Origin of the sequence: Saccharopolyspora sp. CA-218241, from assembly GCF_050954615.1 — a bacterium.
Taxonomy (GTDB): domain Bacteria; phylum Actinomycetota; class Actinomycetes; order Mycobacteriales; family Pseudonocardiaceae; genus Saccharopolyspora; species Saccharopolyspora cebuensis.
Genome location: NZ_CP191860.1, coordinates 2,831,581 through 2,858,268, shown reverse-complemented (window position 1 = coordinate 2,858,268; position 26,688 = coordinate 2,831,581). Strand labels below are relative to the sequence as shown.

General features: G+C 73.8%; 22 protein-coding genes and 2 pseudogenes. 12 read left to right on the top strand and 12 right to left on the bottom strand.

What is annotated here, in order from left to right; translation table 11 throughout:
- Window positions 1-32 precede the first annotated feature (32 nt).
- Entirely contained in the window at window positions 33-968 is a 936-nt protein-coding gene (locus ACQP0T_RS13580) for a threonine/serine dehydratase (RefSeq protein ID WP_433873447.1), read from the top strand.
- Between the two features lie 24 nt (window positions 969-992).
- On the opposite strand, the gene ACQP0T_RS13575 is transcribed toward ACQP0T_RS13580, so the two are convergent.
- Both ACQP0T_RS13575 and ACQP0T_RS13570 read right to left on the bottom strand, forming a co-directional pair.
- Entirely contained in the window at window positions 993-2,240 is a 1,248-nt protein-coding gene (locus tag ACQP0T_RS13575; RefSeq protein WP_433873445.1) for an SLC13 family permease, read from the bottom strand.
- 41 nt (window positions 2,241-2,281) lie between these two features.
- Window positions 2,282-3,385, bottom strand: coding sequence for a PrpF domain-containing protein (locus ACQP0T_RS13570; RefSeq protein ID WP_433873443.1), 1,104 nt, complete (start codon window positions 3,383-3,385; stop codon window positions 2,282-2,284).
- Window positions 3,386-3,510: 125 nt separating this feature from the next.
- On the opposite strand from ACQP0T_RS13570, the gene ACQP0T_RS13565 reads away from it, so the two are divergent.
- Window positions 3,511-4,458 (top strand): LysR family transcriptional regulator, encoded by a 948-nt coding sequence (locus ACQP0T_RS13565; protein WP_433873441.1) that lies wholly within the window; start codon window positions 3,511-3,513, stop codon window positions 4,456-4,458.
- Between the two features lie 20 nt (window positions 4,459-4,478).
- A complete protein-coding gene (locus tag ACQP0T_RS13560; protein WP_433873706.1) occupies window positions 4,479-4,970 on the top strand; it encodes a metallophosphoesterase family protein in 492 nt (163 codons plus the stop codon).
- A gap of 9 nt (window positions 4,971-4,979) precedes the next feature.
- Here ACQP0T_RS13560 and ACQP0T_RS13555 read toward each other — a convergent pair whose 3' ends face one another.
- The 4 genes from ACQP0T_RS13555 to ACQP0T_RS13540 form a co-directional block, all read right to left on the bottom strand.
- Entirely contained in the window at window positions 4,980-5,726 is a 747-nt protein-coding gene (locus tag ACQP0T_RS13555; RefSeq protein WP_433873440.1) for a GntR family transcriptional regulator, read from the bottom strand.
- Window positions 5,727-5,803: 77 nt separating this feature from the next.
- Window positions 5,804-6,970 (bottom strand): acyl-CoA dehydrogenase family protein, encoded by a 1,167-nt coding sequence (locus ACQP0T_RS13550; protein ID WP_433873438.1) that lies wholly within the window; start codon window positions 6,968-6,970, stop codon window positions 5,804-5,806.
- A 16-nt stretch (window positions 6,971-6,986) separates the two neighbouring features.
- The gene (locus ACQP0T_RS13545) at window positions 6,987-8,168 is read right to left on the bottom strand and encodes a CaiB/BaiF CoA transferase family protein (RefSeq protein WP_433873437.1); all 1,182 of its coding nucleotides are present in this window, start codon (window positions 8,166-8,168) and stop codon (window positions 6,987-6,989) included.
- Window positions 8,165-9,382 carry an MmgE/PrpD family protein gene (locus ACQP0T_RS13540; protein WP_433873436.1) on the bottom strand — a complete coding sequence of 406 codons (1,218 nt, stop codon included), beginning with the start codon at window positions 9,380-9,382 and terminating at the stop codon, window positions 8,165-8,167. Before ACQP0T_RS13540 ends, ACQP0T_RS13545 begins: the two co-directional genes overlap by 4 nt.
- A 209-nt stretch (window positions 9,383-9,591) precedes the next feature.
- Here ACQP0T_RS13540 and ACQP0T_RS13535 point away from each other — a divergent pair, with 209 nt between their 5' ends.
- From ACQP0T_RS13535 to ACQP0T_RS13525, 3 genes are all read left to right on the top strand, one after another.
- Window positions 9,592-10,443 (top strand): FAS1-like dehydratase domain-containing protein, encoded by an 852-nt coding sequence (locus ACQP0T_RS13535; RefSeq protein WP_433873435.1) that lies wholly within the window; start codon window positions 9,592-9,594, stop codon window positions 10,441-10,443.
- Window positions 10,440-11,246, top strand: a complete 807-nt coding sequence (locus ACQP0T_RS13530; RefSeq protein WP_433873433.1) for an HpcH/HpaI aldolase/citrate lyase family protein — start codon at window positions 10,440-10,442, stop codon at window positions 11,244-11,246. Before ACQP0T_RS13535 ends, ACQP0T_RS13530 begins: the two co-directional genes overlap by 4 nt.
- Before the next feature lie 73 nt (window positions 11,247-11,319).
- Entirely contained in the window at window positions 11,320-12,045 is a 726-nt protein-coding gene (locus ACQP0T_RS13525; RefSeq protein WP_433873431.1) for a sulfite exporter TauE/SafE family protein, read from the top strand.
- Between the two features lies 1 nt (window position 12,046).
- On the opposite strand, the gene ACQP0T_RS13520 is transcribed toward ACQP0T_RS13525, so the two are convergent.
- From ACQP0T_RS13520 to egtA, 5 genes and pseudogenes are all read right to left on the bottom strand, one after another.
- Window positions 12,047-12,526 (bottom strand): nitroreductase family deazaflavin-dependent oxidoreductase, encoded by a 480-nt coding sequence (locus tag ACQP0T_RS13520; protein ID WP_433873704.1) that lies wholly within the window; start codon window positions 12,524-12,526, stop codon window positions 12,047-12,049.
- Window positions 12,526-13,493, bottom strand: a pseudogene (gene egtD / locus ACQP0T_RS13515) (L-histidine N(alpha)-methyltransferase). The gene ACQP0T_RS13520 and the pseudogene egtD overlap by 1 nt, the downstream one beginning before the upstream one ends.
- A 73-nt stretch (window positions 13,494-13,566) precedes the next feature.
- Window positions 13,567-14,205: pseudogene (gene egtC, locus ACQP0T_RS13510) on the bottom strand (ergothioneine biosynthesis protein EgtC); the annotation flags it as partial.
- Window positions 14,206-14,242: 37 nt separating this feature from the next.
- Window positions 14,243-15,571 (bottom strand): ergothioneine biosynthesis protein EgtB, encoded by a 1,329-nt coding sequence (gene egtB / locus ACQP0T_RS13505; RefSeq protein WP_433873430.1) that lies wholly within the window; start codon window positions 15,569-15,571, stop codon window positions 14,243-14,245.
- A 3-nt stretch (window positions 15,572-15,574) separates the two neighbouring features.
- Window positions 15,575-16,822 carry an ergothioneine biosynthesis glutamate--cysteine ligase EgtA gene (gene egtA, locus ACQP0T_RS13500; protein WP_433873428.1) on the bottom strand — a complete coding sequence of 416 codons (1,248 nt, stop codon included), beginning with the start codon at window positions 16,820-16,822 and terminating at the stop codon, window positions 15,575-15,577.
- Between the two features lie 225 nt (window positions 16,823-17,047).
- Here egtA and ACQP0T_RS13495 point away from each other — a divergent pair, with 225 nt between their 5' ends.
- The 3 genes from ACQP0T_RS13495 (at window position 17,048) to ACQP0T_RS13485 (ending at window position 21,379) form a co-directional block, all read left to right on the top strand.
- Window positions 17,048-17,641 (top strand): TetR/AcrR family transcriptional regulator, encoded by a 594-nt coding sequence (locus ACQP0T_RS13495; protein ID WP_433873426.1) that lies wholly within the window; start codon window positions 17,048-17,050, stop codon window positions 17,639-17,641.
- Between the two features lie 66 nt (window positions 17,642-17,707).
- The gene (locus ACQP0T_RS13490) at window positions 17,708-19,774 is read left to right on the top strand and encodes an FUSC family protein (protein WP_433873424.1); all 2,067 of its coding nucleotides are present in this window, start codon (window positions 17,708-17,710) and stop codon (window positions 19,772-19,774) included.
- Window positions 19,775-19,879: 105 nt separating this feature from the next.
- Window positions 19,880-21,379, top strand: a complete 1,500-nt coding sequence (locus ACQP0T_RS13485; RefSeq protein WP_433873422.1) for an alpha/beta hydrolase — start codon at window positions 19,880-19,882, stop codon at window positions 21,377-21,379.
- Window positions 21,380-21,427: 48 nt separating this feature from the next.
- On the opposite strand, the gene ACQP0T_RS13480 is transcribed toward ACQP0T_RS13485, so the two are convergent.
- Window positions 21,428-22,900 (bottom strand): peptide MFS transporter, encoded by a 1,473-nt coding sequence (locus ACQP0T_RS13480; RefSeq protein WP_433873420.1) that lies wholly within the window; start codon window positions 22,898-22,900, stop codon window positions 21,428-21,430.
- Window positions 22,901-23,272: 372 nt separating this feature from the next.
- Between ACQP0T_RS13480 and ACQP0T_RS13475 the strand changes: the two genes are divergently transcribed.
- The 3 genes from ACQP0T_RS13475 to ACQP0T_RS13465 all read left to right on the top strand — a co-directional run bounded on the left by ACQP0T_RS13475 (window position 23,273) and on the right by ACQP0T_RS13465 (window position 26,653).
- Entirely contained in the window at window positions 23,273-24,601 is a 1,329-nt protein-coding gene (locus tag ACQP0T_RS13475) for a hemolysin family protein (protein ID WP_433873419.1), read from the top strand.
- Complete coding sequence (locus tag ACQP0T_RS13470; RefSeq protein ID WP_345366518.1) at window positions 24,598-25,638, top strand: hemolysin family protein; 1,041 nt, start codon at window positions 24,598-24,600, stop codon at window positions 25,636-25,638. The genes ACQP0T_RS13475 and ACQP0T_RS13470 overlap by 4 nt, the downstream gene beginning before the upstream one ends.
- A gap of 100 nt (window positions 25,639-25,738) precedes the next feature.
- Window positions 25,739-26,653: a 3-methyladenine DNA glycosylase gene (locus ACQP0T_RS13465; RefSeq protein ID WP_433873417.1), complete on the top strand. Its 915-nt coding sequence runs from the start codon at window positions 25,739-25,741 to the stop codon at window positions 26,651-26,653.
- The last annotated feature ends 35 nt before the right edge of the window (window positions 26,654-26,688 follow it).

Here is a 26,688-nt window from a genome sequence, read left to right as displayed (position 1 = left end):
CGGGGACGCGGCCGGTTTTCTACACTCGGCCGGTGATCGCTCTCACCGACGTCGAGTCCGCCGCCCGCCGCATCGCCGAGCACGTCCGCGACACCCCGCTGGTGGAGGTCACCGGCGAACTGCCCGGCGCCCGGGCCTGGCTGAAGCTGGAGTTCCTCCAGCACACCGGGTCGTTCAAGGCGCGCGGGGCGTTCAACCGGCTGCTCGGCGCGGCCGAGGACGGCGGTCTGCCGGAGGCGGGCGTGGTCGCCGCCTCCGGCGGCAACGCCGGGCTGGCCGTCGCGCACGCCGCCGCGCGGCTCGGGGCGCCCGCCGAGGTGTTCGTCCCGCTGACCGCGCCCCCCGTGAAGGTGGCCCGGCTGCGCGAGCTCGGCGCCCGGGTGATGCAGGTCGGCGAGCGCTACCTCGACGCCTACCGGGCCGCGACCGAGCGGGCCGAGCTCGGCGGTGCGCTGTTCTGCCACGCCTACGACCAGCCCGAGGTGGTGGCCGGGCAGGGCACCCTCGGGCTCGAACTGCTGCGGCAGAGCGCGGACGGGGTGGACACCGTGCTGGTCGCCGTCGGGGGCGGCGGGCTGATCGCGGGGATCGCCGCCGCCACCGAAGGGCGCGCGCGGGTGGTCGGGGTCGAACCGCGCACCAGCGCCGCGATGCACGCGGCGCTCGAGGCGGGCCGCCCGGTCGACGTGCCGGTGTCCGGGGTGGCCGCCGACTCGCTGGGTGCCACCAGCCTCGGCTGCATCGCCCACGCCGTGCTCGGGCGCACCGGGGCGGAGTCGGTGCTGGTCGACGACGAGGCGATCGTCGAGGCGCGCCGGGAGCTGTGGCGGCGGCACCGGATCGTCGTCGAGCACGGCACCGCCGCCGCGTTCGCCGCTCTCCGCACCGGCGCCTACCGCCCCGCCCCGGACGAGCGGGTCGCGGTCGTGCTCTGCGGCGCGAACACCGATCCCGCCGACCTCGGCTAACCGGGGGCCGTCCGGACCAGGCGTTCAGAGCGCCCCGGGGACCACGAAGACCCCCCACGCCAGCAGCGGCCCGGTGCCGACGATGCCCGCGGTGAAACCGATGATCTGCTTGTAGAAGCGGTCCCGGTCGACACCGCGGGCGTTGCTGAGCACCAGGGCGCCGTTGGTGGAGAACGGCGAGGTGTCCACGATGGTCGTCGAGATGGCCAGCGCGGCGATCAGCCCCACCGCGCTGAGCTGGCTGGCCAGCAGCAGCGGCACGGCGATCGGGATGATCGTGGTGAGGATCGCGGTGGAGGAGGCGAAGGCCGATACCACCGCGACCACGAAGCACAGCAGCAGCGCCACGAACAGCGGTGCCCCCATCCCGGCGGCCCCTTCGGACACGGCGTCGATGGTGCCCGCCTCCTCCAGCACGCCCACGTAGGTCACCATCCCGGCGACGAGCAGGATGGTCGACCAGCTGATGCCGTCGACCGCCTTGGCCTGGCCGCGCACGTCGACCAGGGTGAGCACCGCGCCCGCCGCCAGCGCCAGGAAGCCGATCTCCAGGTGGAACACCAGCGCGCCCACCACGAGCCCGGACAGCGCGACCAGGGTGAGGCCCTGCCGCCAGGTGATCCCCGCTCCGTCCACCCCGGACCGCTCCTCGGCGGTCGGTTCGACCGGCTCGGGCCGCTTGCGGCCCAGCAGCGCGAAGGTGAGCACCGACAGCAGCACGTTGAACCCGAAGCTGGCGAAGAACAGCGTCGCGGGCGCGATGCCGAGCGAGGTGTTCTCCACCATGCCGAGCACCAGGGCACCGGAGACCGCGATCGGCGAGAACGCCCCGGCGTGCGCCCCGCTGATCACCATCATCCCGATCATGAGCTGGCTGATGCCGTAGCGGTGCGCGAAGCTCATCCCGATCGGGACCAGCAGGGCGACGGCCGCCGGGGTGAAGGTGCCGAAGGCGGTGAGCACCGCGGCGATGCCGAACAGCACCCACGGGATCAGCGCCACCTTGCCGCGCACCAACCGGACTCCGCCGCGCACCAGCAGGTCGATGGTGCCGTTGCGCTGGGCGACGGAGAACAGGTACGTCACGCCGACGATCGTGACGAACAGCGATACCGGGAACCCGGCGAAGATCTCGTCCTCGGTCATCCCGAGCGACCAGGTGCCGACGAGGAAGGCACCGATGAACGCGAGGATTCCGATGTTGATGGGCAGCGCGGTGGCGATGACGAACATCGCCCCCAGCGCGCCGAGGGAAATCATTTCGGCAGACATCTTTGTCCTTGGGTCGGACCGTCCTGCGTGGACGGGGTGGATCAGCTGGCGGGGCAGGCGATTTCGGGGACGAGCAGATCGGCTTCGCACAGGATGCGCGCGGCGCGGCGCACGGTGACCCGGGTCGGCGCAGCTCCGGCACCACCGGAGCAGCGCACCGGGACCACGCCCGCCGGGGTGGCGATGCGCACCGCCGCGGCACCCGCCGCCGCCGAGGACTCGTGCACCACCGAGCCGGCGATCAGGTTCGCCGTCGCCACCGCCACGGCCGAGGTCAGTCCGATCGCCGGGTGCGGCGCGTTCATCGACAGCATCCGCACCGAGACGTCGTGGTCGGCGGGGGTCACGCGCTCCCCCAACGAGGTCCGCGCCGCGGCGGGCGGGCCGACGAGGCCGACCTTGGGCACGGCGTCGTCGTCGGCGGGCAGCCCCATCCGCACGGCCGCCGCGCGGCGCACGGCGCGCAGCAGCTCGACGTCCGCCCGCATCCGGGCGGTGTCCTCGGACCCGGTGCGGCCGAGGTCGGCGGCGGCGACGAGCACCGCGGGGGCGCCCGCGTCGAGGAGGGTGGCGCGGACCTCGGCACCGGCCACCGGGAGGCGCTCGACGACCTGCCCGCCGGGCAGCAGCGCACCGGTCCCACCGCCGGCCGGGTCCAGGAAGGTGAGCCCCACCGCCACTCCGCCCGCGCGGGTGCCCGGCACGGTCTGGGTGCCGAACTCGTGGACCCGGCCGCCGGTGGTGTCGACCTCGGCTTCGAGGACCGCGCCGGTGTTGGTGTTGCGCAGCACGACGGTGGTCAGGTCGCCGGTGACCGGGACGAGTCCGCGCGCCACCGACCACAGCGCGATGGCGGTGGCGCAGTTCCCGCAGTTGCTGCCCCACTCGACCCGCCCGGTGCCGATGCCGACCTGCCCGAACAGGTACTCGACGTCGGCTCCGGGCCCGGCGCATCGGCGGACCACGGCGGCCTTGGAGGTGGTCGGGGTCGCGCCGCCGACCCCGTCGAGCTGGACCGGATCGGCGGCGCCGTAGGCGTTGACGAGCAAGGCCTCCAGCGCGTCGGACGCGGTGGGCACCGCGGCGGCGTCGAAGAGCCAGCACTTGCTGGTACCCCCTCGGACCAGGGTTGCGGGTACGTGCACGGCAGTCGCTTCCTGTTCGGCGGGGCAACGGTCGACCTACCCTGACGCCGCCGCGACTTCAGTACAATGTCGGCGATCTAAAGCTGCGTTGAGCGCGGCTAACAGCTCGCCCCGGGGAGGTCGAAGTGCTGGACGTGCGCCGCGTGCTGCTGCTCGTCGAGGCGGCCGAGCGGGGATCGCTGACCGCGGCGGCGGAGGCGCTGGGGGTCACCCCGTCGGCGGCCTCGCAACAGGTCTCCCGACTGGAGTCCGAGGTCGGCCAGCCGCTGCTGCACCGGCTGCCGCGCGGCGTCCAGCTCACCGACGCGGGGCGGGCGCTGGCCGAGCGGGGGCGGGTGATCCGGCGCGAGCTGCGGGGCGCGGAAGCCGACGTCCGGGCGCTGGCCGAGCTGGACCGCGGCACGTTGCGGCTGGGTTCCTTCCCCACCGCCAGCGCGTCGCTGCTGCCGCTGGCGCTGACCCGGTTCGCCCGCAAGCACCCGGGAACGCGCACCAGCGTCCGCTCCGCGCTGCTGGCCGAGCTGCTGGAGGCGCTGCACACCGGCGACGTCGAGCTGGCCCTGCTGTGGGACTACGAGTGGAACCGGATCGACGATCCCGCGCTGGAGATGGTCCACCTGATCGACGACCCCACCGTGCTCGTCGTGCCCGCCAACTCCGAACTCCTCGACTCCCCGGTGGTGAGCCTGGCCGAGCTCGCCGGGCAGGAGTGGATCATCCGGGCCGACAACCACCCGGTCGCCGAGGTGCTGCGCCGGAGCTGCCGCCTGGCCGGGTTCGAACCCGCCATCTCCTACGAGTCGCACGACTACCAGGAAGCGCAGGCGATGGTGGCGGCCGGGCTCGGCATCGCGGTCGCCCCGCGGCTGGCGCTGACCAACCGCAGGCACGACGTGCGGCTGCTCGGGTTCGCCACCGACGTCCCGGCACCGACCCGGCGCATCCTGCTCGCCCGGACCGCCCAGCGCGCGCCGACGCCCGCGGTCACCGCCATGTCCGGCGAACTGCGCTCGGTGGCCCAGAAGTTCGCCGGCAGCGCCCTGCACCGCGCCCAGCTCGGCACCGTGCGCTGAACCGTGCTGGGATGGGCGACGTGCGATTGCTGCTGATCTCGGACACGCACGTGCCCGCGCGGGCCAGGACGCTGCCCGACCCGGTGTGGCGGGAGGTGGCGGCCGCCGACGTGGTGTTGCACGCCGGGGATTGGATGGACCCCGCGCTGCTGGACGAGCTCCAGGCGCGCAGCACGCGGCTGATCGGCGTCTTCGGCAACAACGACGGGCCCGAGCTGCGGGGGCGGCTGCCCGAGGTGGCCCGCGCGGAGCTCGGCGGGGTGCGGTTCGCCGTGGTGCACGAGACCGGCGCCGCGCGGGGCCGGGAACGGCGCTGCGACCAGCGGTACCCGGACACCGACGTGCTGGTGTTCGGGCACAGCCACATCCCGTGGGACAGCACGACGCCGCGCGGGATGCGGCTGCTCAACCCCGGTTCGCCCACCGACCGCAGGCGCCAGCCGCACCACACCTACCTCACGGCCGCGGTCCGCGGCGGCGCGCTGGAGCAGGTGGAGCTGCACCGGTTGTGACCCGGCGGCTCACCGCACGTTGCGCTTGAGCCGCACCCGGTAGGAGTAGTGCTCCGGCAGGAAGTGGCTGACCGCCAGCTCCACCGGGACACCGCGCGAGGAGTGGTACATCCGGTCGATGCGCAGCAGCGCCCGCCCGGCCTCGCAGTCCAGGTGCTCCGACAGCACCGCGGTCGCGCGGCCGACCGTGATGCTCTGCTCGGCCTCGGCGATGGGATCGTCCAGCCTGCCGTCCAGCAGGCCGATGATGGTGACCCGGCTGCGCGCGCCCACCTCGGTCAGCTCCGGCACCCGCTCGACCAGCTTGCCGACCACCGGCGGCAGGTACACGGTGGTCAGGCAGAACGGGACGTCCTCGTGCAGCCGCAGGAACGACAGGGTGTGCACGCTGTCGGAGCCCAAGCGCAGCCGTCCGGCGGCGTCGAGGTCGACCTGCCTGCGCAGCGGCGCGACGAGCTGCATGGTGGTGTCGATGGACAGTCCCATCAGGTCGTCCACCGAGCCGAACTGGCGCAGGTACTGCTCCTCGCGGGGCGCGGCGAAGGTGCCCCGGCCGGGCACCCGGTGGACCATCCCCTCGGCGACGAGGTCCTGGAAGGCCCGGCGCACGGTCTGCCTGCTCACCTGGTGGCGCTCGGCCAGCTCGGCCTCGGTGGGCAGCCGGGTGCCGTCCGGGTAGTCGTGGCGCAGGATGGCGGTGCGCAGCTCGCGGGCGAGCTTGAGGTAGGCGCTCTCCCGCCCGTCGGTCCTGTTCACCGCGTCACCTCCCTCGCCGTGCGCCCGACCGTACCGGAGCCGGGGCATCGTCCCGGGACGGACGCCGGTGCGCGCGCTCAGGCGTCCAGGCCACCGCGCCTGACCAGTTGTCCGGCGATGACGTTGCGCTGGATCTCGTTGGTGCCCTCGCCCACGATCATCAGCGGCGCGTCGCGGAAGTAGCGCTCCACGTCGAACTCGGTGGAGTAGCCGTAGCCGCCGTGCACCCGGACGGCGTCCAGGGCGATCTCCATCGCCGCCTCGGACGCGAACAGCTTGGCCATCCCGGCCTCCATGTCCACCCGGCGGTCGGCGTCGTACTCGCGCGCGGCGTGCAGCGTGAGCTGCCGCGCCGCGGTGAGCTTGGTGGCCATGTCCGCGAGGTGGTTGCCCACGGCCTGGTGCCGCCAGATCGGCTTGCCGAAGCTCTCCCGCTCCTGGGCGTAGCGCAGCGCGTCCTCCAGGGCGGCCCGGCCCACCCCGAGCGCTCGGGAGGCGACCTGGATGCGACCGGTCTCCAGGCCCTTCATCATCTGCCCGAAGCCCTCGCCCTCGACCCCGCCGAGGACCGCGTCGGCCGGGACGCGGTAGTCCTCGAAGGACAGTTCGCAGCTCTCCACGCCCTTGTAGCCGAGCTTGGGCAGGTCGCGGGAGACGGTGAGCCCCGGGCCGTGCTCGGCGAGCAGGATGGAGATGCCGCGGTGCGCCGGGTCCGCCGCCGGATCGGTCTTGCACAGCAGGGCGATCAACCCGGAGCGCCGCGAGTTGGTGATCCAGGTCTTCGCGCCGTTGACCACGTACTCGTCGCCGTCGCGGCGGGCGTGGGTGCTCATCGCCTGCAGGTCCGACCCGCCGCCGGGTTCGGTCAGCGCCATCGTGGCCCGGACCTCGCCGGTGGCCATCCGGGGCAGGTAGCGGCGCTGCTGCTCCTCGGTGCCGAACAGCAGCAGGAGCTTGGCCACCACGGTGTGCCCGCCCATCGCCCCGGCCAGGCTCATCCAGCCGCGGGCGAGCTCCTCGGTGACCAGCACGTAGCACGGTGTGGACACCGGGGTGCCGCCGTGCTCCTCCGGGATGGCCAGGCCGAAGATCCCCAGCTCCTTCATCTGCTCGATGAGCGCCTCGGGGTAGGCGTTGGCGTGCTCCAGCTCCTGCACGACGGGTTTGACGTCCTTGTCGACGAAGTCGCGCACCGTCCGCACGACGAGCTGCTCGTCCTCGCTCAGGATGTCCGCTGTGCTCACTGCCTGGTCCTCCTCGTCAGATCACGCCGTCGGCGCGCAGCCGGTCGATCTCCGCGGCGTCCCGGCCCAGTCCGGCCAGGATCGCGGCGCTGTGCTCGCCGACGTCGGGCACCGGGTCCATCCGGGGCGCGACACCGGCCAGGTTGGCCGGGGGCACCAACGCCTGCACGGTCGCGCCGGGAATCGCCACGTCGCGCCACCGGTCCCGCTCGACCAGCGCCGGGTGCTCCAGGAATTCGGCGACCGAGTTGAGCCCGGCGTTGGCGATGCCGCAGGCGTCGAGCAGCTCCCCGACGCGGTCGGCGTCGAGCTCGGCGAAGCGGGCCGCGATCACCTCGTCCAGTTCGGCGCGGTGCGCGACCCGGGCCGACCCGGTGCGGAACCGGGCGTCCTCGGCCAGCGCGGGGTCGCCGAGGAACTCCCCGCACAGGGCGACCCACTCCCGCTCGTTCTGCACCGCGAGGAGCACCGCCCGGCCGTCGGCGGCGGTGTAGGGCCCGTAGGGCGCGATGGTGGCGTGGCTGGCGCCGACCCGAGGAGGCTGGGTGCCGCCGTAGCGGGTGTAGTAGGCGGGCTGGCCCATCCACTCGGCCAGCGAGTCGAACAGCGACACCTCGACGGCGCGCGCCTGGCCGGTGGTGGCCCGCAGGTACAGCGCGCTGAGCACCCCGGAGTAGGCGTACATGCCCGCCGAGATGTCGGCGATGGAGATGCCCACCTTCGCCATCTCGGCGGCCGTGCCGGTCAGCGACACCAGCCCCGTCTGGCACTGCACCAGCAGGTCGTAGGCCTTGCGGGTCTCCCACGAACCTCCGGCGCCGAAGCCGGAGACGTCGCAGACGATCAGCGATCCGTTGCGCTCGGCAAGCGCCGCCGCGTCCAGGCCCATCCGGGCCGCCGCGCCCGGCGCCAGGTTCTGCACGAAGACGTCGGCGGTGGCCAGCAGCTCGTCGAGCACCCGCCGCCCGGCCTCGGCCTTGAGGTCCAGGGCCAGGGACTCCTTGGAGCGGTTGAGCCAGACGAAGTAGCTGGCCTGCCCGTGCACCGATTCGTCGTAGCGGCGGGCGAAGTCCCCGCCGCCGGGCCGCTCGACCTTGATCACCCGGGCGCCGAGGTCGGCGAGCTGGCGGGTGGCGAACGGCGCGGCCACCGCCTGCTCGATGCTGACGACCGTGATCCCCTCCAGCGGGCGCGTCACCGGATCGCCTCCCCGGTCCGGATCGTGTCGGTTCCGGGCAGCTCCGCGGACAGCAGCGCGCGCACCCCGGCCCAGTCCGCCCCGGCCAGCAGCCCCGGCACGTCGGCGCCGCAGGCGGCGAGCTTGCCCCCCAGCTCGTCCTCGGTCGGAGGCCGCGAGGGGGCGCCCGGCGGATCGCCCATGGCCACCCGCAGCACCGGCCCGGCGTGGTCCACCTCGATCTCGACCTGCCCGGCCAGCAACCCGTCCGCTCCTTCGGAGGTGGCCAGCTCGACCCGGCGCAGCAGCCGCTGCGCGTCGTCCCGGCGCACCGCCTCGTCGGTGAACGCCGCGAAGTCGGGGTAGTCGTCCAGCAGGGCGGTGGACACCGCGTAGGGCAGGCTGAACTTGCCCTCCAGGCCGGTGTCCGGGCGGTCGTGGAGCAGCGGCGTGACGGTGGCCCGCGGGGTGCGCACGCGCACCGCGGCGACCTCGCCGGTGATCTGGTCCTTGATCTCGCGCAGCGCGGCGATCGGGCGCTGCATCGCGTAGCAGCAGGGGAAGACCTTGATGGCCAGCCCGCCGGGCACCGCGGGACCGCCGAGATCGGGCGTCCCGGTGGCGCCGACCAGCTCCGCCCAGGCGTCCAGCGCTGCGGGGTCGGCGGTGGCACCGGCCCGGGCCAGCCGCGCGGCCCGGACCCCGGCCTGCGCGGCGAACCCGACCTGCAACGACTTGCCGTGCGTGCCGAAGGCCTGCTGCACACCGCCCGCGGCGGGCACCGCCAGCGCCATCGCGGTGGCGAGCTGCGGTGCGGTCAGCCCCATCGCCACGCCCGCCGCGACCGCCGCGGCGGGGGCGCCCGCGGTGCAGGTGGCGTGCCACCCGGCGGAGTAGTGCGACCAGCCCAGCGCGGCGCCCAACCGCGCCATCACCCCGGCTCCCGCCAGGTAGGCCCGGGTGTCCCCGCCGGTGGCCAGCACCGTCGGCACGATCACGACGCTGATGTGGGTGGTGGATTCGATGTGCAGGTCGTCGAAGTCCAGCACGTGCCCGACCGCCGCCCACCGCGCCGCGTCGGGCAGCTCGGCGGCGATGCGGGTCAGGGGGTGGTCGCGGGCGGCCAGGGCGACCGCCGCGGTGTCCAGCAGCGAGCGCCGCGCCAGGTCGAGGTCGGCCGGATCCGGTTCGTGCTCGACCGCCCACCGGGCGAGGGTTTCTGCGATGGTCGCCATGCCTGTTCCTTCCGGGCCGCAGGGTCGGCGTCGAGGAATCGCGCTATTTGTACGGCCAAATATGCGCGCCGGTCAACAGCCGACTCCCGGGATGCGGCCCCGGGTGAGTTGACACCGGAACGGGTCGCGCCGAGACTGTGCCGGGTTTTGTACGGCCCAATCGACCGAAGGCTCGAGCGCCCGAGGGCCCGAGCGACCGAGGAGGACCGGTGGCAGGTCTGGAGACCCACCTGCGGGACTGGCGGCCCGCCCCGCTGACCGAGACCGACGACCTCGCGCCGGCGACCTCCCGGGCGCTGGCCGCGGTCCTGGAGACCCCACCCGAGCACCTCGACCCCGACGCGCTGCCCCCGCTGTGGCACTGGGTCCACTTCCAGTCCTGGCCCGGGCACGCCGAACTCGGCGGGGACGGGCACCCGACGCGCGGGCACTTCCTGCCGCCGATCCCGGACCGGCGGCGGATGTTCGCGGGCGGCCGGGTGTCGATCACCGCGCCGCTGCGCCTGGGGCGGCCCGCCGAGCGCACCTCGGCGCTGGCCGACGTGGTGGTCAAGCAGGGCCGGTCCGGCGAGATGGCGTTCGTGACGGTGCGCAGCGAGTACCGGCAGGACGGCGAGCTGCGGCTGACCGAGGAGCAGGACTACGTCTACCGCAGCGGCGAGGGCGCGGCGAAGGACCCGCAGGCCGCGCGCCCGGGCACCGCCCCCACCTCCGACGCGCCGTGGCAGCAGCACTTCATCGGCGATCCGGTGCGGTTGTTCCGGTTCAGCGCGCTGACCGCCAACGCCCACCGCATCCACTACGACGAGCCCTACGCCCGCGACGTCGAGTCCTACCCGGGCCTGGTCGTGCACGGCCCCCTCCTGGTGCTGCTGATGACCGACCTCGCGCGGCGCAGCGCGGATCGCGGGATCGCGAGCGTGGACTACCGGCTCAGCAAGCCGGTGTTCGCCGGGGACCGGGTGCTGATCACCGGCACCCCGGACGGTGCCGGAGCGGCGATGTCGGTGCTGACCGATCCGGCCCAGGTGATGGCGCGGGCCGCGGTGGGGCTGCGGTGACGCCGCGGGAGGCGGCCGCCGACGCGCGGACCGCGCTGTTCGTCCCGGGAACCCGCCCGGACCGCTTCGGCACGGCCCTGGCCGCCGGCGCGGACCTGGTCATCGCCGACCTCGAGGACGCGGTCGCCGACGCCGACAAGGACACCGCGCGCGAGCACGTCCGGGACCTGCTCGGTGGCGGTGGCCCGGTGGCGGTGCGGATCAACGCCGCCGGCACCCCGTGGTACGACGCCGACGTCGCGATGCTGCGCGGGCACGAAGCCGTGGTGGTGCTGCCGAAGGCCGAGACCGCCGAGCAGGTCGGCGCCTTGGCCGCCGCCCTGCCGGGCGCACCGCTGATCCCGCTGGTCGAAACGGCGGCCGGGGTGTTCGGCGCCGCCGAGGTGTGCCGGGCCGAGTCCGTGGTGCGACCGGCGTTCGGCAGCGTCGACCTCGCCGCCCAGCTCGGCGTCGACCACACCGACCGCGAGGCCTTGCGGCACGCGCGCTGCGCACTGGTGCTGGCCGCCGCCGCGGCGGGCACCGCGGCCCCGCTCGACGGGGTCACCACGGCGGTCCGCGACGCCGCACTGCTCGACGCGGACCTGCGCCACGCCGCCCGGCTCGGCTTCACCGGGAAGCTGTGCCTGCACCCCGCCCAGCTCGAACCGGTGCGGCGGGGCCTCGCCCCGTCGGCGGAGGAGCTGGCCTGGGCGCGCGCGGTGGTCGCGGCGGCCGGGGACGGCGGGGTGGCCGTGCTGGACGGCCGGATGGTCGACAAACCGGTGGTCGAGCGCGCGCGCCGGCTGCTGCGCGCCGGATGACGGGCGCTGGCGAGGTGGTCCCGCGGTGTAGTCTCGATCGGGTGCGAGGACGCCCACCCGGCGCGGCGGAGGGATGCGCGTGACCCCGGTCGTCGTGTTCGGCCTCGCCGGGCTGATCGTGCTGCTGGGCGCCTTGGTGCAGGGCTGCGCCGGGCTGGGCATGAACCTGATCGCCGCCCCGCTGCTCGCGACGCTGGACCCGGCGCTGGTCCCGGTCCCGCTGATCGTCTCGTCGCTGCTGCTGTCCGGGCTGGCGATGCGGCGCGAGTGGAGCGAGGTCGACTGGCGCGGCGCCGGACTGGCGGTGCTCGGCCGCGCGCCGGGGACGGCGCTGGGCGCGCTGGCGGTCGCGCTGCTGCCGGGACCCGCGTTCTCCGTGGCCGTCGGCAAATTCGTGCTGCTGTGCCTGGCCGCCTCGCTGATCACCTGGCGCCCCCGGCCGACGCCGGTCGCGCTGCTGGCGGCGGGCTTCACCGGTGGTGTCACGGGCACCGCCTCCTCCATCGGCGGACCGCCGATGGCCTTGCTGTACCAGCACGAGACCGGACCGCGGATCCGCGCGACGCTCGCCGCCTACATGCTCTTCGGCGGGGCGCTGTCGCTGCTCTCGCTGGGGATCGGCGGCCAGATCGGGGTCGAGCAGCTCCTGGCCAGCGCGGTGCTGCTGCCCTTCCTCGCGGCGGGCTTCGCGCTGTCCGGTCCGCTGCGGCGGGTGCTGGACGCGGGGTGGACCCGGCTGGCCGTGCTCGGGCTCTCCGGCGGCAGCGCGGTGCTGCTCATCGTCCGCGGCCTGATGTGAGTCAGCGCACCGGCTCCAGCGAGAACACCCGCAGTTCCCGGCCCCCGGCCCGCTCGTCGTAGGTGGCGTAGGCGGGCCAGGCGGGCACGATGACGTCGTGCCACAGCCGCTCGCGTTCGGCGCCGGTCACCAGCCGGGCGCGCACCGGGACCTCCCGACCGGCCGAGGTCACCACCGCGTCCGGGTGCGCCAGCAGGTTCGCCGACCACGCCGGGTGCCCGGCGCGGCCCCAGTTCGAGCCGATCACCACGAACCGCCCCGCATCGGGCACGTGCAGCAGCGGCACCGAACGGGGCCGTCCGGTGCGAGCCCCGCGCGCGGTGAGCAGCAGGGAGGGCATCCCGAGCAGCCGCAGCACCCCGAGGCGCCCGGCGGTGCGCCGCTGGACCGCGAGGTCCAGCGGCACGATCCGCCTGCCCAGCGCGGAGAACCACGGCCGGTTGCCCAGCCGCCGGACCGCCGCGCGCACCGGGCCGCGCATCACCGGGCGCGGGCCAGCGACAGCGCGAAGTCCCCGCCGTCGTCGACCCACCACCGGTGCAGGTCGAACCCCGCCGCGTCGAGCTCGTCGCGCACCCGCTCCCGGCGGAACTTCGCCGACACCTCGGTGCGCAGCTCCTCGCCCGCCTCGAACTCCACCCGCAGCGGCGGTTCGGCCAGCCGCACCTCCATCGCGCGCCGGGCCCGCAGCCGCATCTCGATCCACTCCTGCTCGGCGTTCCACCGCGCCACGTGGTCGAACGCCGCGGGATCGAAGTCGGCACCGGTCTCGCGGTTGAGCACCCGCAGCACGTTGCGGTTGAACTCGCCGGTCACGCCCTGCGCGTCGTCGTAGGCCCGCACCAGCCGCTCCGGGTCCTTGACCAGATCGGTGCCCAGCAGCAACCACTCCCCGGCTCCAGCGCGGCACGCACCGAGGCGTGGAAGCGGGCGCGCTCGGACGGCAGCAGGTTGCCGATGGTGCCGCCGAGGAACGCCACCAGCCGCTCCGGCCCGGCCGGCACGGACGTGCCCGCGGTGAAGTCGTCGACGACCCCGCGCACCTCCAGCTCCGGGTAGTCCAGCGCGATGGACTCGATCGCCGCGCGCAAGGCCGAGACCGACACGTCGAGCGGCACGAACCGCTGCAACGTCTCGTTCTTGCGCAGCGCGTCGAGCAGCAGGCGGGTCTTCTCCGAGGACCCGGACCCGAGCTCGACCAGCGTCCGCGCCCCGGTGAGCTCGGCGATCTCCACCGCGCGCCGGTGCAGGATCCCGGACTCGGCCCGGGTCTGGTAGTACTCCGGCAGCTCGGTGATCCGCTCGAACAGCTCGCTGCCCTCGGCGTCGTAGAACCACTTGGGCGAGGCCCACTTCGGGGTGTCGGTGAGCCCGGCCCGCGCGTCGGCCAGCAGCGCCCGCCGCGCGTCCGCCTCGGTGAAGCGCACCACCAGTTCGGGATCGGTCATCAGCTCTCCTGCAAGGGGTCAGGTCCAGTCGGGCGGGGTCGGCGACGAGCAGGTGCCGGTCCGCGACCGGCTGCCAGTCCCGCTCGGGGCCGAAGGGTTCGGAGGCGACCGCCACGGCGTCGTCGGCGTGGCGGACCCACAGCGAGTGGGTGCAGGTCGTGGCGATGATGCGGTGGCCATCGGTCAGCAGCAGGTTCAGCCGGGACTCCGGCGACGCCCGCAGCACGTCGCCGACCAGCCCGGTGACCGCCTCCACGGGTTCCTGGCCCTTGCCGATCCGGTGGCGCAGCAGCGCCCACAGCACGGCCGAATCCGTCGGCGCGGCCAGCGTCATCAGGTCCACCACGTCGAGCTCGGCGGCGGTGCCCGCCAGCGAATCCGGCCAGCCGGGCACTTTGCCGTTGTGGCTGAACAACCACCGCTCGTCGGCGAACGGCGCGCAGGCCCCGGTGCTGACCGGCATCCCGACGGTGGCCGAGCGCACCGCGGCCAGCACCGCACCGCCGGATGTCCCGGCCGCGAGCTGGCGGAACGCCTCGTCGGTCCACATCGGAACGGCGGCGCGGTAGCACCGGGGCGCGCCGTCCCCGGCGTACCAACCGGCGCCGAACCCGTCCACGTTGACCGTGCCGCCCCCGCGCATGTCGGTGGGGGCCCAGGTCTGCTCCAGCAGCGAATGCACGGGATCCAGCAGCAATTCCGACAACGGCACGTCCGGGCCGACGTAGGCCAGGTGGCGGCACACGGCGTCAGCCGATCTCGTCGGCGCCCGGGGTTCGGGCGCAGCGGAACCCGGCGAAGATCTGCCTGCGGATCGGGTAGTCCCAGTTTCGGAAGGTCCCCCGGCAGGCGGCCGCGTCGGTGCCGAACGAGCCGCCGCGCAGCACCTTGTGGTCGGAGCCGAAGAACACCTCGGAGTACTCCCGGTACGGGAAGGCCGCGAAACCCGGGTACGGCAGGAAATCGCTGGCCGTCCACTCCCAGACGTCACCGATGAGCTGGTGCGCACCGCAGGGCGCGGCCCCGGCCGGGTAGGCGCCCACCTCGGCGGGCCGCAGGTGGCGCTGGCCCAGGTTGGCGTGCTCCGGACCGGGATCGGCGTCGCCCCAGGGGTAGCGCAGGCTCCGCCCGGAACGGGGGTCGAAGCGCGCCGCCTTCTCCCACTCCTGCTCGGTCGGCAGCCGCTTGCCCGCCCACGCCGCGTAGGCCTCGGCCTCGTGGAAGCTGACGTGCACCACGGGCTCCCCCGGCGGCACCGGCTCCCAGCGGCCGAACCGCCGGCGCATCCAGCGCCCGTCCACGTGCTCCCAGAACCGGGGACCCACCAGCCCGGCGCGCTGCCGGTACTCCCACCCGGCCGCGCTCCACCAGCGCGGGTCGTCGTAGCCGCCCGCGTCGAGGAACGCGAGGTACCGGCCGTTGGTGACCGGCGCGGTGTCGAGGAAGAACTCCGGCACGTGCACCTCGTGCGCCGGCCGCTCGTTGTCCAGCGCCCACGGCTCGGTCGAGGTGCCCATCGTGAACGGCCCGGCGGGCACCCGGACCTCGTCGGGCAGGGCGCGGACCGCGGGGGCCGGGGGCGCCTCGTCGTGCAGCACCGGCGGTCCGTCGCGGAGCTGGTGGGTGGCCAGCATGGTCTCGTCGTGCTGCTGCTCGTGCTGCACGATCATCCCGAACGCGAAGGCGTCCGAAACCAGCCTGCGGCCTTCCAGCGGGGTGCTGTCGAGCAGGTCGAGGACCTTGGTCCGGACCTCCCGCACGTAGCCGCGCGCCTCGGCAGGCCCCAGCAGCGGCAGGCTCGGCCGGTCGGACCTGGGGTGCTGGAAGGCGTCGTAGAGGTCGTCGATGTCCGGCCGGAGCGCCTCGGCGCCCCCGACGTCGCGCACCAGCCAGATCTCCTCCTGGCTGCCGACGTGGGCGAGGTCCCAGACCAGCGGGGACATCAGCCGGGAGTGCTGGCGCACCAGGTCCTCGTCGTCGACGGCATCGGTCAGCGCGGTGCTGCGCGCCCGGGTCCGTTCCAGTTCTGCGGCGACGCGAGCGCGCAGCCCGGTCGTTGCCTGCTCCTGCGAATGCACCGGTCACCTCCGGATATCGGTGGTCCGCCGTTCGGCGTCCTCGAGCCTGTCGGTCACGAAGTCGGTGAGCCGGGCGGGCAGCCCGGCGGGCACGTCCGGGCTCCGCAAGCATCGGCGCACCAGTTCCAGGACGTCGCGCGCGCAGCGGGCCAGCGCCGGATCCCGCAGTCCGACCCGGGCCGCGGGGTACCAGCGGCCGACGGCGGGCGCGGTGAGCTCCAGCAGCCGGTCCACCGCGGCCTCATCCCGGAACAGCGCGATGAGCGCGGCCGCCGGCAGCATCCAGTCGTCGCCGGGCAGCGCGTCGAGGTACCGGATCTCCAGGTAGCCGCGCGGCCGCACCGGCGTGAACGCGGTGCTCAAGTGGTAGTCCAGGTCCTCGCGGGTCGGCCGGGTCGGCAGCGAACCGCCGATCCACTCCGCGAAGCTGACGCCCCGGGGCGCCGTCCAGTCGTCGCCCTCGCGGCGCAGGCACACCAGCGGGACGTCCAGCATCCGCTTGGCCCACCCGATCGCCGGGTCGCCGCCGACCGGGCCCGGCCGGGTGCGCGGCGGATCGGTGCGCAGCACCGAGCGGGTCCGCGCCGAGACCCAGCCGGTCTCCGCGCCGAGCAGCCGCGGGGAGTTGGCGAACATCGCCACCATCACCGGCCCGACGGCGTGCAGCGCGGCCCAGCGGGTCGCGATCCGGTCCGGTTCCCCGGCGTCGATGCAGACCTGGATCCCCGCGGTGCTGCACATCATCAGCCGACCGTGGACGCCGATCCGGTCGAAAGCGGCCTCCATCGCGGCGTAGCGCGGCACCCGCAGCAGGCGGTGCGGTGTTCGCCAGGGATCGGTGCCGTGCTCGCCGAGGACCAGCCCGGCCGGGCGCAGCCGCCGCCGGATGTGCTCGGCGTCGGCGGTGACCACGCCGAACAGCGCGTCCATCGACGTCGTGGGAGTGCTGGAGAGCTCGACCTGGCCACCTGGTTCGACGGTGAGAGCGGAACCGTTCGGCAGCGGCTGCTCCGGGCTGCCGGGGGCGAGGGAGCGGGGTGCGTGCGGGCCGAGGGCGTGCGCCAGAACCTCGGCGTCGAGCGGCCTGCGGGGATCGTCGGCGTGGTGGACGGTCCATTCGAGCTCGACACCGAGCAAGCGGGGAGGGCCGTGCTTGAAGCAGACCGAGGCCACGTAGGCTTCGGCCTCCGCGCGGGTGCGGATGAGCGAAGTCGGGTAGTCGGCCGCGGCCGGGTCGATCGACACGGACATCCTCACCCCCAGGTTCGGGCCGGGAGTCCGACGCTACCGCCACCGGACCGACTTCCGCATCCCTTGTTCTGGTGATCGGACGTCGCCACACGCCCGCCCCGGAGCCGGTTTCGCCGGATTTCGCGGGGTTTTTCGCCGCGGGTCGGCACCGGCGCCACCGCCGCCGCGCCAGCAAACCGTACGTACGGATTGCACGTGCCGCGGCGGACCTGCAACGATCACCGCATGCCCCGGGTCAGCCAGGACCACCTCGCCGCCCGGCGCCGTCAGATCGTCGACGGCGCCCGGACCTGCTTCGCGCGCTTCGGCTACGAAGGTGCCACCGTCCGCAGGCTGGAGGAAGCCACCGGGCTGTCCCGCGGAGCCATCTTCCACCACTTCAAGGACAAGGAGTCGCTGTTCCTCGCCCTGGCGGAGGACGACGCCACCCGGATGGCCGACGTCGTCGCCGAACAGGGGCTCGTGCAGGTGATGCGCGACCTGCTCGCCGACCCGGACCGCAGCCGGGGCCACGCCCCCGGCGTCGACTGGCTGGGCACCCGGTTGGAGGTGTCCCGGCGGCTGCGCACCGACGCCGAGTTCCGCGAGCGCTGGGCGCAGCGCTCGCAGCAGCTCACCACGGCCACCCGGGCCCGCTTGCAGTGGCAGCGCGATTCGGGGAACCTGCGCGACGACGTCTCCGTCGACGTGCTCACCTCCTACCTGGAACTGGTGCTCGAAGGCCTGGTCTCGCACCTGGCGATGGGCCTGCCCTCCGAGCACCTCGAAGCGGTGCTCGACGTCGTCGAGGAGAGCGTGCGCCGGTACCGGGCGCGCTGACCCGCTCGGCGGTGAGCCGCACCCGGGCGTACCCTCCTGGCGCGAGCGGCGCGACGGAGGGGCACTGTGGTCTGGCGCGAGTGGTGGAACCGCTTCCTCGCCTCTGATCCGGCGTTGCGCCGACTGCGCACCGCGATCAGGGTGACGCTGAGCGTCGCCCTGACCCTGGCGATCATGCTCCCGCTGCTGGCGCGGTGGGGACTGCCGCTGCCGCAGGCGCTGCTCGGCGCCGTGGTGGCGATCAACTGCTCGCTGGGCATCAACGAGCCCGACCGGCGCCAGCAGCAGCTCACCCACCTGCTGATGCCGCTGCCCACCACGCTGTCGGTGCTGCTGTCCACCGCGACCGCCCCGATCCCGGTGCTGCAGAGCGCGCTGTTCCTGGTGGTGATCTTCGCCGCCACCTACGTCCGGCGCTTCGGCAGCCGCTGGTTCCCGCTGGGCATGGTCGCGTTCATGGGCTACTTCTTCACGATGTTCCTGCGCCCGCAGCTCGCGCACGTGCCCGCGCTGCTGGCGGCGGCGGTCTGCGGCGCGCTCGCGGCGCTGGTGCTGCGCTTCGCGGTGCTGCGGGACGATCCCGCCGGGGTGCTGGCCCGGGGCAGGCGGACGCTGCGCGCGCAGGTGCACGGGCTGCTGCACGCGGTGCGCGACGTGGCCGAACGGCCGGAGAGCGGCCGGGAGCGCCGCGCCCTGCACGACCGGACGGTCCGGCTGAACGAGACCGCCCTGATGCTGCGCAACACCGTCGACCGGCTGGAGACCCTCGACGAGTCCGGCCGCGACGTGCTGGCCCAGCGGATCCTCGACGTGGAGCTGGCCGCCGAGAACCTGCTGCCCCCGGCGATGCGCCTGATCGACGACACCCCCGGCGGCGGTGCGGTGGCGGCCGCGATCGGCGAACTGCTCGCGGTGCTCGACACCGACCCCAGCCGCCTGCCGGAGGCCACCCGGGACGTCGCCGCGCGCGCCGAGCAGCACGGACCGCCGGAGATCGCACCGCGGATCCGGCGGCTCGGCTCGGGGCTGGCCGAGCTGGCCCACGCCACCGCCGCGGTGGGCACCGACCGGGGCGGCGCACCGGTCCAGCGCGACGACGACGAGCAGGCGGCGGAGCAGACCGGCCTCGACCGCCCGGAGGTGCGCACCGCGGTCCAGGTGACCTGCGCGGCGGCGGTGGCCATCGTGGTCGGCCAGCTGGTCGCGCCCGGCCGCTGGTACTGGGCCGTGATCACGGCGTTCGTGGTGTTCATCAGCGCTCACAGCCGGGGCGAACTGCTGGTGCGCGCCTGGCAGCGCACGGCGGGCACGGTGCTCGGGGTGCTGGCCGGGATCCTGGTCGCCTCGCGGATCACCGGCGACCTGGTGGCCGAGTTCGGCGTGATCCTGCTTTGCGTGTTCCTCGGCTTCTACTTCGCGGGCTACTCCTACGCCCTGCTGACCTTCTTCATCACCACCATGCTCGGCGCGCTCTACGGGATGCTGGGCAACTTCAGCCCCGCCGTGCTGGAGGTCCGGCTGCTGGAGACCGCCGTGGGCGCGCTGGCCGGCGTGCTGGCGGCGGTCTTCGTGCTGCCCACCCGGACCCGCTCCCTGGTCCGCAGCAACATCGAGGAGTTCCTGCTGGAGCTGCGCTCCATGCTGCGCGCGGCGGGCACCGAGATCGACGAGTCGGGCACCGCCACCGGCGCCACGGCCACGATCCGCGATCTCGACGACCGGCTGCACCAGGTGGTCGGCAGCGCCCGCCCGCTGACCGCCTACCGGTGGCGGTCCCGGCGGTCCCAGGTGGAGCGCTCGGTGACCGCGCTCAGCGGCTGCGCCTACTACGCGCGCAACCTCGCGGTGCAGCTCCCCGGTGCGGTGGGCCGGACCGACGCGGTGACCCGCGAGGCGCTCTGCGAGGCGCTGTGGGCGCTGGCCGACGCGGTGGAGGCGATGACCGACGACGCCCAGACCGGCTTCGACGAGGCGATGTCGGCGGCGCAGCACTACGCCGAACGGCTGCACGACGCCGCGGACGGCACCGGCTCCGGACCGCTGGACCGGACCCTCGGCTGGCTGGACCGGCTCACCCGGGTCGTGGCCGACCTGGCCCGGGAGCTGGAGGTGCCCGGCGCCGGCGTGCGCTGACCGCCACCCCATCGGGGGAAACGCGCGACACGGGCGCCGAGCGCCCGGGGCCGGCCCGCTCGGCGCCCTAGCCTGCCCTGGTCCGCGGCCCGAGAGGAGAGGTGCGTGCAGCGTTCGACCGCGCTGGGCCTGATCGCGGCCACCGTGCTCGCGACGTGCCCCGCCGCCCAGGCCGCTCCGGCCCTGCACTTCGGCCCCTGCCCCGAGGACGTCAGCACCCCGTACCCGGAGCTGCGCTGCGCGGGGCTCGACGTGCCGCTGGACCACGCGGACCCGGCGGCGGGCACGGTGCGGCTGCTGATCTCCCGACTGCCCGCGCGCGATCCGGCGGCCCGGCGCGGCGCGCTGCTGACCAATCCCGGCGGCCCCGGCGGCCCCGGGATCGCCTTCGCCGGATCGCTGAGCCGCCGGCTCCCCGACGTCGTGCTGAACAGCTACGACCTCATCGGCGTGGACATCCGGCACACCGCGCACAGCACTCCGATCCACTGCGTCGACGCGGCGACCTACTGGCGCGCGCCGCTGCCCGACCCGGACGCCGAGGCGGCGCGCGAGCGGAACTGGCGGCGCGCGGCCGAGTACGCGGCGGGCTGCGCGCAGCGCGCGGGCCGGTACCTGCCGCACCTGACCACGCCGACCATCGCCCGCGACCTCGACCTGGTGCGGGAGGCGCTGGGCGAGCAGCGGATCAGCTTCCTCGGCTACTCCTGGGGGACCTACCTGGGCGCGGTCTACGGCCGGCTCTTCCCGCACCGGGTGGACCGGATGGTCCTGGACAGCGTCGTCGACCCGAGCCGGGTCTGGTACGCCAACAACCTCACCCAGGACGTCGCGGTGCAGCGCCGGCTGGGCCGCTACTTCGACTGGGTCGCCCGGCACCACGGGACCTTCGGGCTCGGTGCCGACCGGGAGCGGGTGGGCACGGCGTGGCGCGCGGTGCGAGCCGAGCTGCGGCACGCCCCGCGCGGGCCGCTGGGTCCCTCGGAGCTCATCGGCATCACCTTCACCGCGCTCTACGGCGAGGACGACTGGATCCGGCTGGCGGAGGCGCTGGCCGCCTTCCACCTGCGCGGCGACGACCGGCCGCTGGTCGGCATGGTGGTGCCCAAGGACGCCGCCACCGAGAACGCCAACGCGATCTACAACGCCGTCGAGTGCGCCGACGCCCCGTGGCCCGCCGACCGGGCGACGTGGGAGCGCGACGCCGCCGCGCTGGCCCGGCACAGCCCGCTGGCCGCCTGGTACAACCTCTGGTCGGTGGCCCCGTGCCGCACCTGGCCCGCGCCGAGCGGGCAGCCGGTGCGGATCACCGGGGCGGGGCTGCCCCCGGTGCTGCTGCTGAACTCGGTGCACGACGTGGCCACGCCCTACGCCGGGGCGCTCCGGATGCACCGGGCGCTGCCGTCCTCGGTGCTGGTCACCGAACGCGACTCCGGGACGCACGGCCTCTACGCGATGGCGGGCAGCGCCGAGATCGACCGCATCGGCACCGACTACCTGGTGCGGGGCTCCCTGCCCGCGGGCGACGTCGCGGTGCCCGGGCACCCGAAGCCGGATCCGGCCGCCCCCGGGCCGCCACGGGGCAGGCAGCTCGTCCTGCGCTGAACCCGCCGGGGCCCGCCGAACTCGGACGCGGGCCCCGGCGGTGCGGGCTCAGAGCACGCCGTGCATGTACTTCTTGATGCTGCGCGAGGCGACGAACAGCAGCACCCCGCAGGCGATGGTGGCCAGACCGATCAGCCCGAAGTAGAGCTGCTGGTTCTCCACCGAGTAGAGCTTGACGAGCTGGGCGCCGAGGCCCTGGCCCATCGCCGGGGCCAGGAAGTACAGGCCCATCGTCTGCGAGGCGAAGATCTTCGGGGCCAGCTTGGTGCTCACCGACAGGCCGACCGGCGAGAGCATCAGCTCACCCACGGTCATCAGCACGAACACCAGCGCCAGCATGATCGGCAGGTGCTGCTCGCCGCCGACGGTCTTGGACAGCACGACCCACAGGAAGGAGATGCCGACGAAGACCAGGCCGCCGACGAACTTCCTCGGCGTGGAGGGCTGCCGGTCGCCGAGCTTGATCCACAGCGTGGCCATCACCGGGGCGAGCACGATGATCGTCAGCGGGTTGAGCGACTGGAACCACGACGCCGGGATCACGAACCCGAAGATCTGCAGGTCCGTGTCGGTGTCGGCGAGGTTGGCCAGGGTGTTCGGCTGCTGTTCGAACAGCAGGAAGAACAGCGCGGTGGCCAGGAACAGCGGGATGTAGGCCACCAGCCGGTCCCGCTCCACCTTGGTGATCTGCTTGCTGCTCAGCATCACCGCGAAGTAACCGATCGGCAGCACCGCGGAGATGAAGCTGATGGTGTTGACCAGGCCGCCGAGGCCGAGGATCCCGGTCACCGACAGGGCCACCAGGACGCCGACGAAGACCACCGCGATGACCACCGCGCGGCCCAGCACCCGGACCTTGTGCTCGGCGGGCAGCGGGTTGACCGGCTTGAGGCCGGCGCTGCCCAGGTTCTTGCGACCGATCAGGTACTGGACCAGGCCGAGGGCCATGCCGACGGCGGCGGCGCCGAAGCCGACGTGCCAGTTGATCTTCTCCCCGAGCGTGCCGCAGATCAGCGGGGCGGCGAACCCGCCGATGTTGATCCCCATGTAGAAGATCGAGAAGCCCGCGTCGCGGCGGGTGTCGTCCGCGGCGTAGAGCCCGCCGAGGATGCCGGAGATGTTCGGCTTGAGCAGACCGGTGCCGATCACCAGCAGGAACAGGCCGCCGACCACGACCGGGATGCCACCCGGCAGCGCCAGGCAGATGTGCCCCAGCATGATGATGAAGCCGCCGTAGAAGACCGCCCACTGGGCGCCGATCACCCGGTCGGCCAGCCAGCCGCCGAGGACACCGGTCATGTAGACCGACGCTCCGTAGACGCCGACGACCGACAGCGCGGTCGATTCGGGGATGCCGAGGCCGCCCTCGGCCACCGAGTAGTAGAGGTAGAACCCCAGGATCGCGCGCATCCCGTAGTAGGAGAAGCGCTCCCACATCTCGGTGAAGAAGAGCGTCATCAGGCCCCGGGGATGGCCGAGGAACCCTGTCTTCGGCGCGTCCGCAACCGTGTTCGTGGTCACGATCACGTCCTCTCGTGCGTGTGGCTACGCGGCGGTAACCGCTGGACAAACTCGCGGCAGGCTACGCCTCCGAACGGGTGAGATCACCCACGGGGTCACTTCTCGCCACCGCGGGGGCTCCGGCTCCCCGGGTTGGGAGGCATCATCACGCCGCGTCCCGGCGCCCGCAGCACGGCCGTCCCGGCGACCGTGACGGCGTCGTCATCCCCGCACTGCTCCGTTCGGGATATACTCGCGCCGTATTTCTCCCATTTCCCGCAGAGGAGTGACGACTTCAGTGCCAGCGGCACAATCTCCCGAGGGCAGTACCGAGCCGGGACATAGTCCCGGCTTTTTGCAACGCGGCACCTCCCCCCGGCGAGGTGAGCGGTGATGGAAGTACTGCTCACCGTGCTCGGACTGCTGTTCGTGGTCGTGCTGACCACCGGAACCGCGATGGCGGTGGCCGCCGAGTTCTCCCTCACCTCGCTGGAGCGCAGCACGGTCGACGCCCACGTCAACGAGGTCGGCGACCGGCGGTCCACATCGGTGCAGCGCGCCCACCGAACCCTGTCCTTCCAGCTCTCCGGCGCGCAGGTCGCGATCACGCTGACGACGCTGATCACCGGTTACATCGCCGAACCCGTCATCGGCGAGCTGATCCGCCCGCTGCTGACCGGGGCGGGCCTTCCCGACGGCGCGGCCGGGGCGGTCTCGCTGACCGTCGCGATCCTGCTGGCCACCACGCTGTCGATGGTCTTCGGCGAGATGGTGCCGAAGAACCTGGCCATCGCCCGGCCGCTGGCCACCGCGCGCGCGGTCGCCGGCTACCACGGCCGGTTCTCGACGATCTTCCGCTGGTTGATCGACTCGATGAACAACAGCGCGAACTGGGTGGTCCGGCGGTTCGGCATCGAGCCGCAGGAGGAGCTGCGCTCGGCCCGCTCGCCCGACGAGCTGGGCTCGATCGTGCGGTCCAGCGCCGAGCACGGCACGCTGGACCGCGCCACGGCGCAGCTCATGGACCGCTCGCTGCGCTTCGGCGACCGCTCCGCGGAGGAGCTGATGACGCCCCGCGTGAAGGTCGAATCCCTGTCCACCGAGGACAGCGTGGTCGACCTGCTGGCCATCGCCCGGCGGACCGGGTTCTCCCGGTTCCCGGTCACCGGCGACGACCTCGACGACGTCCACGGGGTCGTGCACGTCAAGCAGGCGTTCGGCATCCCGACCGAGCAGCGCGCCACCACCCGGGTCGGTTCGCTGGCCCGACCGGTGCCCACGGTGCCCGACACCCTGGACGGCGACTCGCTGCTGGAACGGCTGCGCGGCTCGGGGCTCCAGCTCGCGCTGGTGGTCGACGAGTACGGCGGGACGGCGGGCATCGTCTCGCTGGAGGACGTGGTCGAGGAGATCATCGGCGACGTCCGCGACGAGCACGACCGCCGCGAGGTCCCCTCGGTCCGCAAGGTCGGCGAGCTCACCTGGATCATCTCCGGGCTGCTCCGCCCCGACGAGCTGGCCGAGGCCACCGGCTTCGCGGTGCCCGACGGCGACTACGAGACCATCGCCGGTCTCGTGCTGGGCGAGCTCGGCCGCATCCCGGAGGTCGGTGACCAGGTCTCGGTCGGCGATTCCCGGCTCACCGTGGTCCGGATGGACAAGCACCGGATCGCCGAGCTGCGGCTGGTGCGCACCACCGAGGACGAGGGGGGCGCCCGATGAGCGACGGACTCGCAATCGGCCTCGCGGTACTCCTGCTACTGCTCAACGCCTTCTTCGTCGGCGCCGAGTTCTCCCTGCTGTCCTCCCGCCGCGACCGGCTGGAGGCGCTGCTCGACCAGGGCGTCGGCCGCGCCCGGATCGTGATCGCCGCGAGCAAGCAGGGCTCGCTGATGCTCGCCAGCGCCCAGCTCGGCATCACGTTGTGCTCGCTGGGGCTCGGCCGGGTCGGTGAACCGGCGGTGGCGCACTCGCTGGAGAAGCTCGTGGCACCGCTGGGCATCCCGGACGCGGTGCTGCACGCGGTGTCCTTCGCGATCGCGATGGCCCTCGTGGTCGTGCTGCACGTGCTGGTCGGCGAGATGGTGCCGAAGAACCTGGCCATCGCCGAGCCGGAGCGGCTGGCGCTGTGGCTGGTGCCGCCACTGGTCGGCTTCGTGAAGCTGGCCCGCCCGCTGATCGCGTTGTTCAACATGATGGCCAACGCGGTGCTCCGGCTGCTGCGGGTGGAGCCGAAGGACGAACTGGAGACCGCCTACACCTCCTCGGAGCTGGCGGAGCTGCTGGTGGAGTCGCGGCGCGAGGGGCTGCTGGAGCAGTCCGAGCACCGCAGGCTCGCGCAGACGCTGTCCTCGGTGGAGCACACCGTGGGCGACGTGCTGGTGCGGCTGGACGACCTGACCACGCTGCCCGAGCGCCCCACGCTCGGCGACGTGGAGGGAGCCGTCGCCGACACCGGCTTCTCCCGGTTCCCGGTCCGCGCGGACGGCGGTGCGCTGCTGGGCTACCTGCACATCAAGGACGTGCTGGACCAGGCCAGCAACGACCCGTCGACGCCGGTCTCCCCCGCACGGGTGCGCCGACTGCCGACGGTGCAGGTGCACGCGCGGCTGGACGAGGCGATGACCTCGCTGCGGCGCGAGGGCAGCCACCTGGCGACCGCGGTGGACGACGCGGGCTCCCCGATCGGCGTGGTCGCGCTGGAGGACCTCGTCGAGGAGTACGTCGGCACGGTGCGCGACAGCACCCACGTGGGCTGATCGCGGCGCTGCGGCAGGGGCGGGTCCGGTGCGCCGGGCCCGCCCCTTTCTCGCGAGCCCGTGCTGTCGACGCGATCCCCGGTCCGTACGGTGGCCCGCGATGGACGTTCTCTCCGAAGCCGAGTGGCGTGCGCGCCGCGACGCGCACCTCGACCGGGTGCGCGAGTGGACCGTGCCGTACCGGGCGAGGCGGCAGCGCGACGAGCCGCACCCGGTGCTCGACTTCATGTGGAACTACTACTCGGTCCGCCCGTCGGTGCTGGAGCGGTGGCAGCCGCCCGTCGGGATCGCGCTGGCCGGCGGGGACGAGTTCCTCGCCCGCCGGGAGTTCACCACGACCCCGCGCGGTGTCGCGCTGGCCCCGGAAGCGCTCACCGCCAAGCGCCGCACCGTGGTGCGGTCCGTCCTGCGGCTGCTCGCGGCCACCGCCTCCCGGGCGCCCCGGCTGCACTGCTTCGGGCTGCACGAGTGGGCGATGGTCTACCGCAGCACGCCCCTCGACGTCCGGCATTCGGCGGTGCCGCTGCGGCTCGGGCACGCGGGAACCGACGCGGTGGTCGAATCGATGCCGATCCGGTGCACCCACCACGACGCCTTCCGCTTCTTCACCGAGGAGGCGCGACCGCTCAACGCCCACCAGCCCCGGCGCAGCGACCAGGTGGAACTGGAGCAGCCCGGCTGCCTGCACGCGAACATGGACCTGTTCAAGTGGAGCTTCAAGCTGGCGCCGTTCGTCCCGGCCGAGCTCGTCGCGGACTGCTTCGCGTTCGCGCTGCGGATCCGGGAGGTCGACATGCGCGCCAGCCCGTACGACCTGCGGGCGTACGGCTACGAGCCGATCCCGGTCGAGGAGTCCGCAGGCCGGACCGACTACGCGCGCAGGCAGCGCGCCTTCGCCGAGGAGGGAGCGGAGTTGCGCGGCCGCCTGCTCGACACCGGGCGGTCGGTGCTGCGCTGGGCCGGGGAGCCGCTCGACGCGGACCCCACCGCTGCGGGGTCCGCGCACCGGGGCTGACCTGACGGGGCTGACCCGGCGGGGGCTGACCCGGC

Bases quoted from the DNA above. Each gene is read 5' to 3' on its own strand.
- ACQP0T_RS13465 (WP_433873417.1), top strand. From the start codon at position 25,739: ATGGACGTTCTCTCCGAAGCCGAGTGGCGTGCGCGCCGCGACGCGCAC.
- ACQP0T_RS13525 (WP_433873431.1), top strand. From the start codon at position 11,320: ATGCGCGTGACCCCGGTCGTCGTGTTCGGCCTCGCCGGGCTGATCGTG.
- egtA (WP_433873428.1), bottom strand. From the start codon at position 16,822: ATGTCCGTGTCGATCGACCCGGCCGCGGCCGACTACCCGACTTCGCTC.
- ACQP0T_RS13575 (WP_433873445.1), bottom strand. From the start codon at position 2,240: ATGTCTGCCGAAATGATTTCCCTCGGCGCGCTGGGGGCGATGTTCGTC.
- ACQP0T_RS13495 (WP_433873426.1), top strand. From the start codon at position 17,048: ATGCCCCGGGTCAGCCAGGACCACCTCGCCGCCCGGCGCCGTCAGATC.
- ACQP0T_RS13540 (WP_433873436.1), bottom strand. From the start codon at position 9,382: ATGGCGACCATCGCAGAAACCCTCGCCCGGTGGGCGGTCGAGCACGAA.
- ACQP0T_RS13475 (WP_433873419.1), top strand. From the start codon at position 23,273: ATGGAAGTACTGCTCACCGTGCTCGGACTGCTGTTCGTGGTCGTGCTG.
- ACQP0T_RS13470 (WP_345366518.1), top strand. From the start codon at position 24,598: ATGAGCGACGGACTCGCAATCGGCCTCGCGGTACTCCTGCTACTGCTC.
- ACQP0T_RS13520 (WP_433873704.1), bottom strand. From the start codon at position 12,526: ATGCGCGGCCCGGTGCGCGCGGCGGTCCGGCGGCTGGGCAACCGGCCG.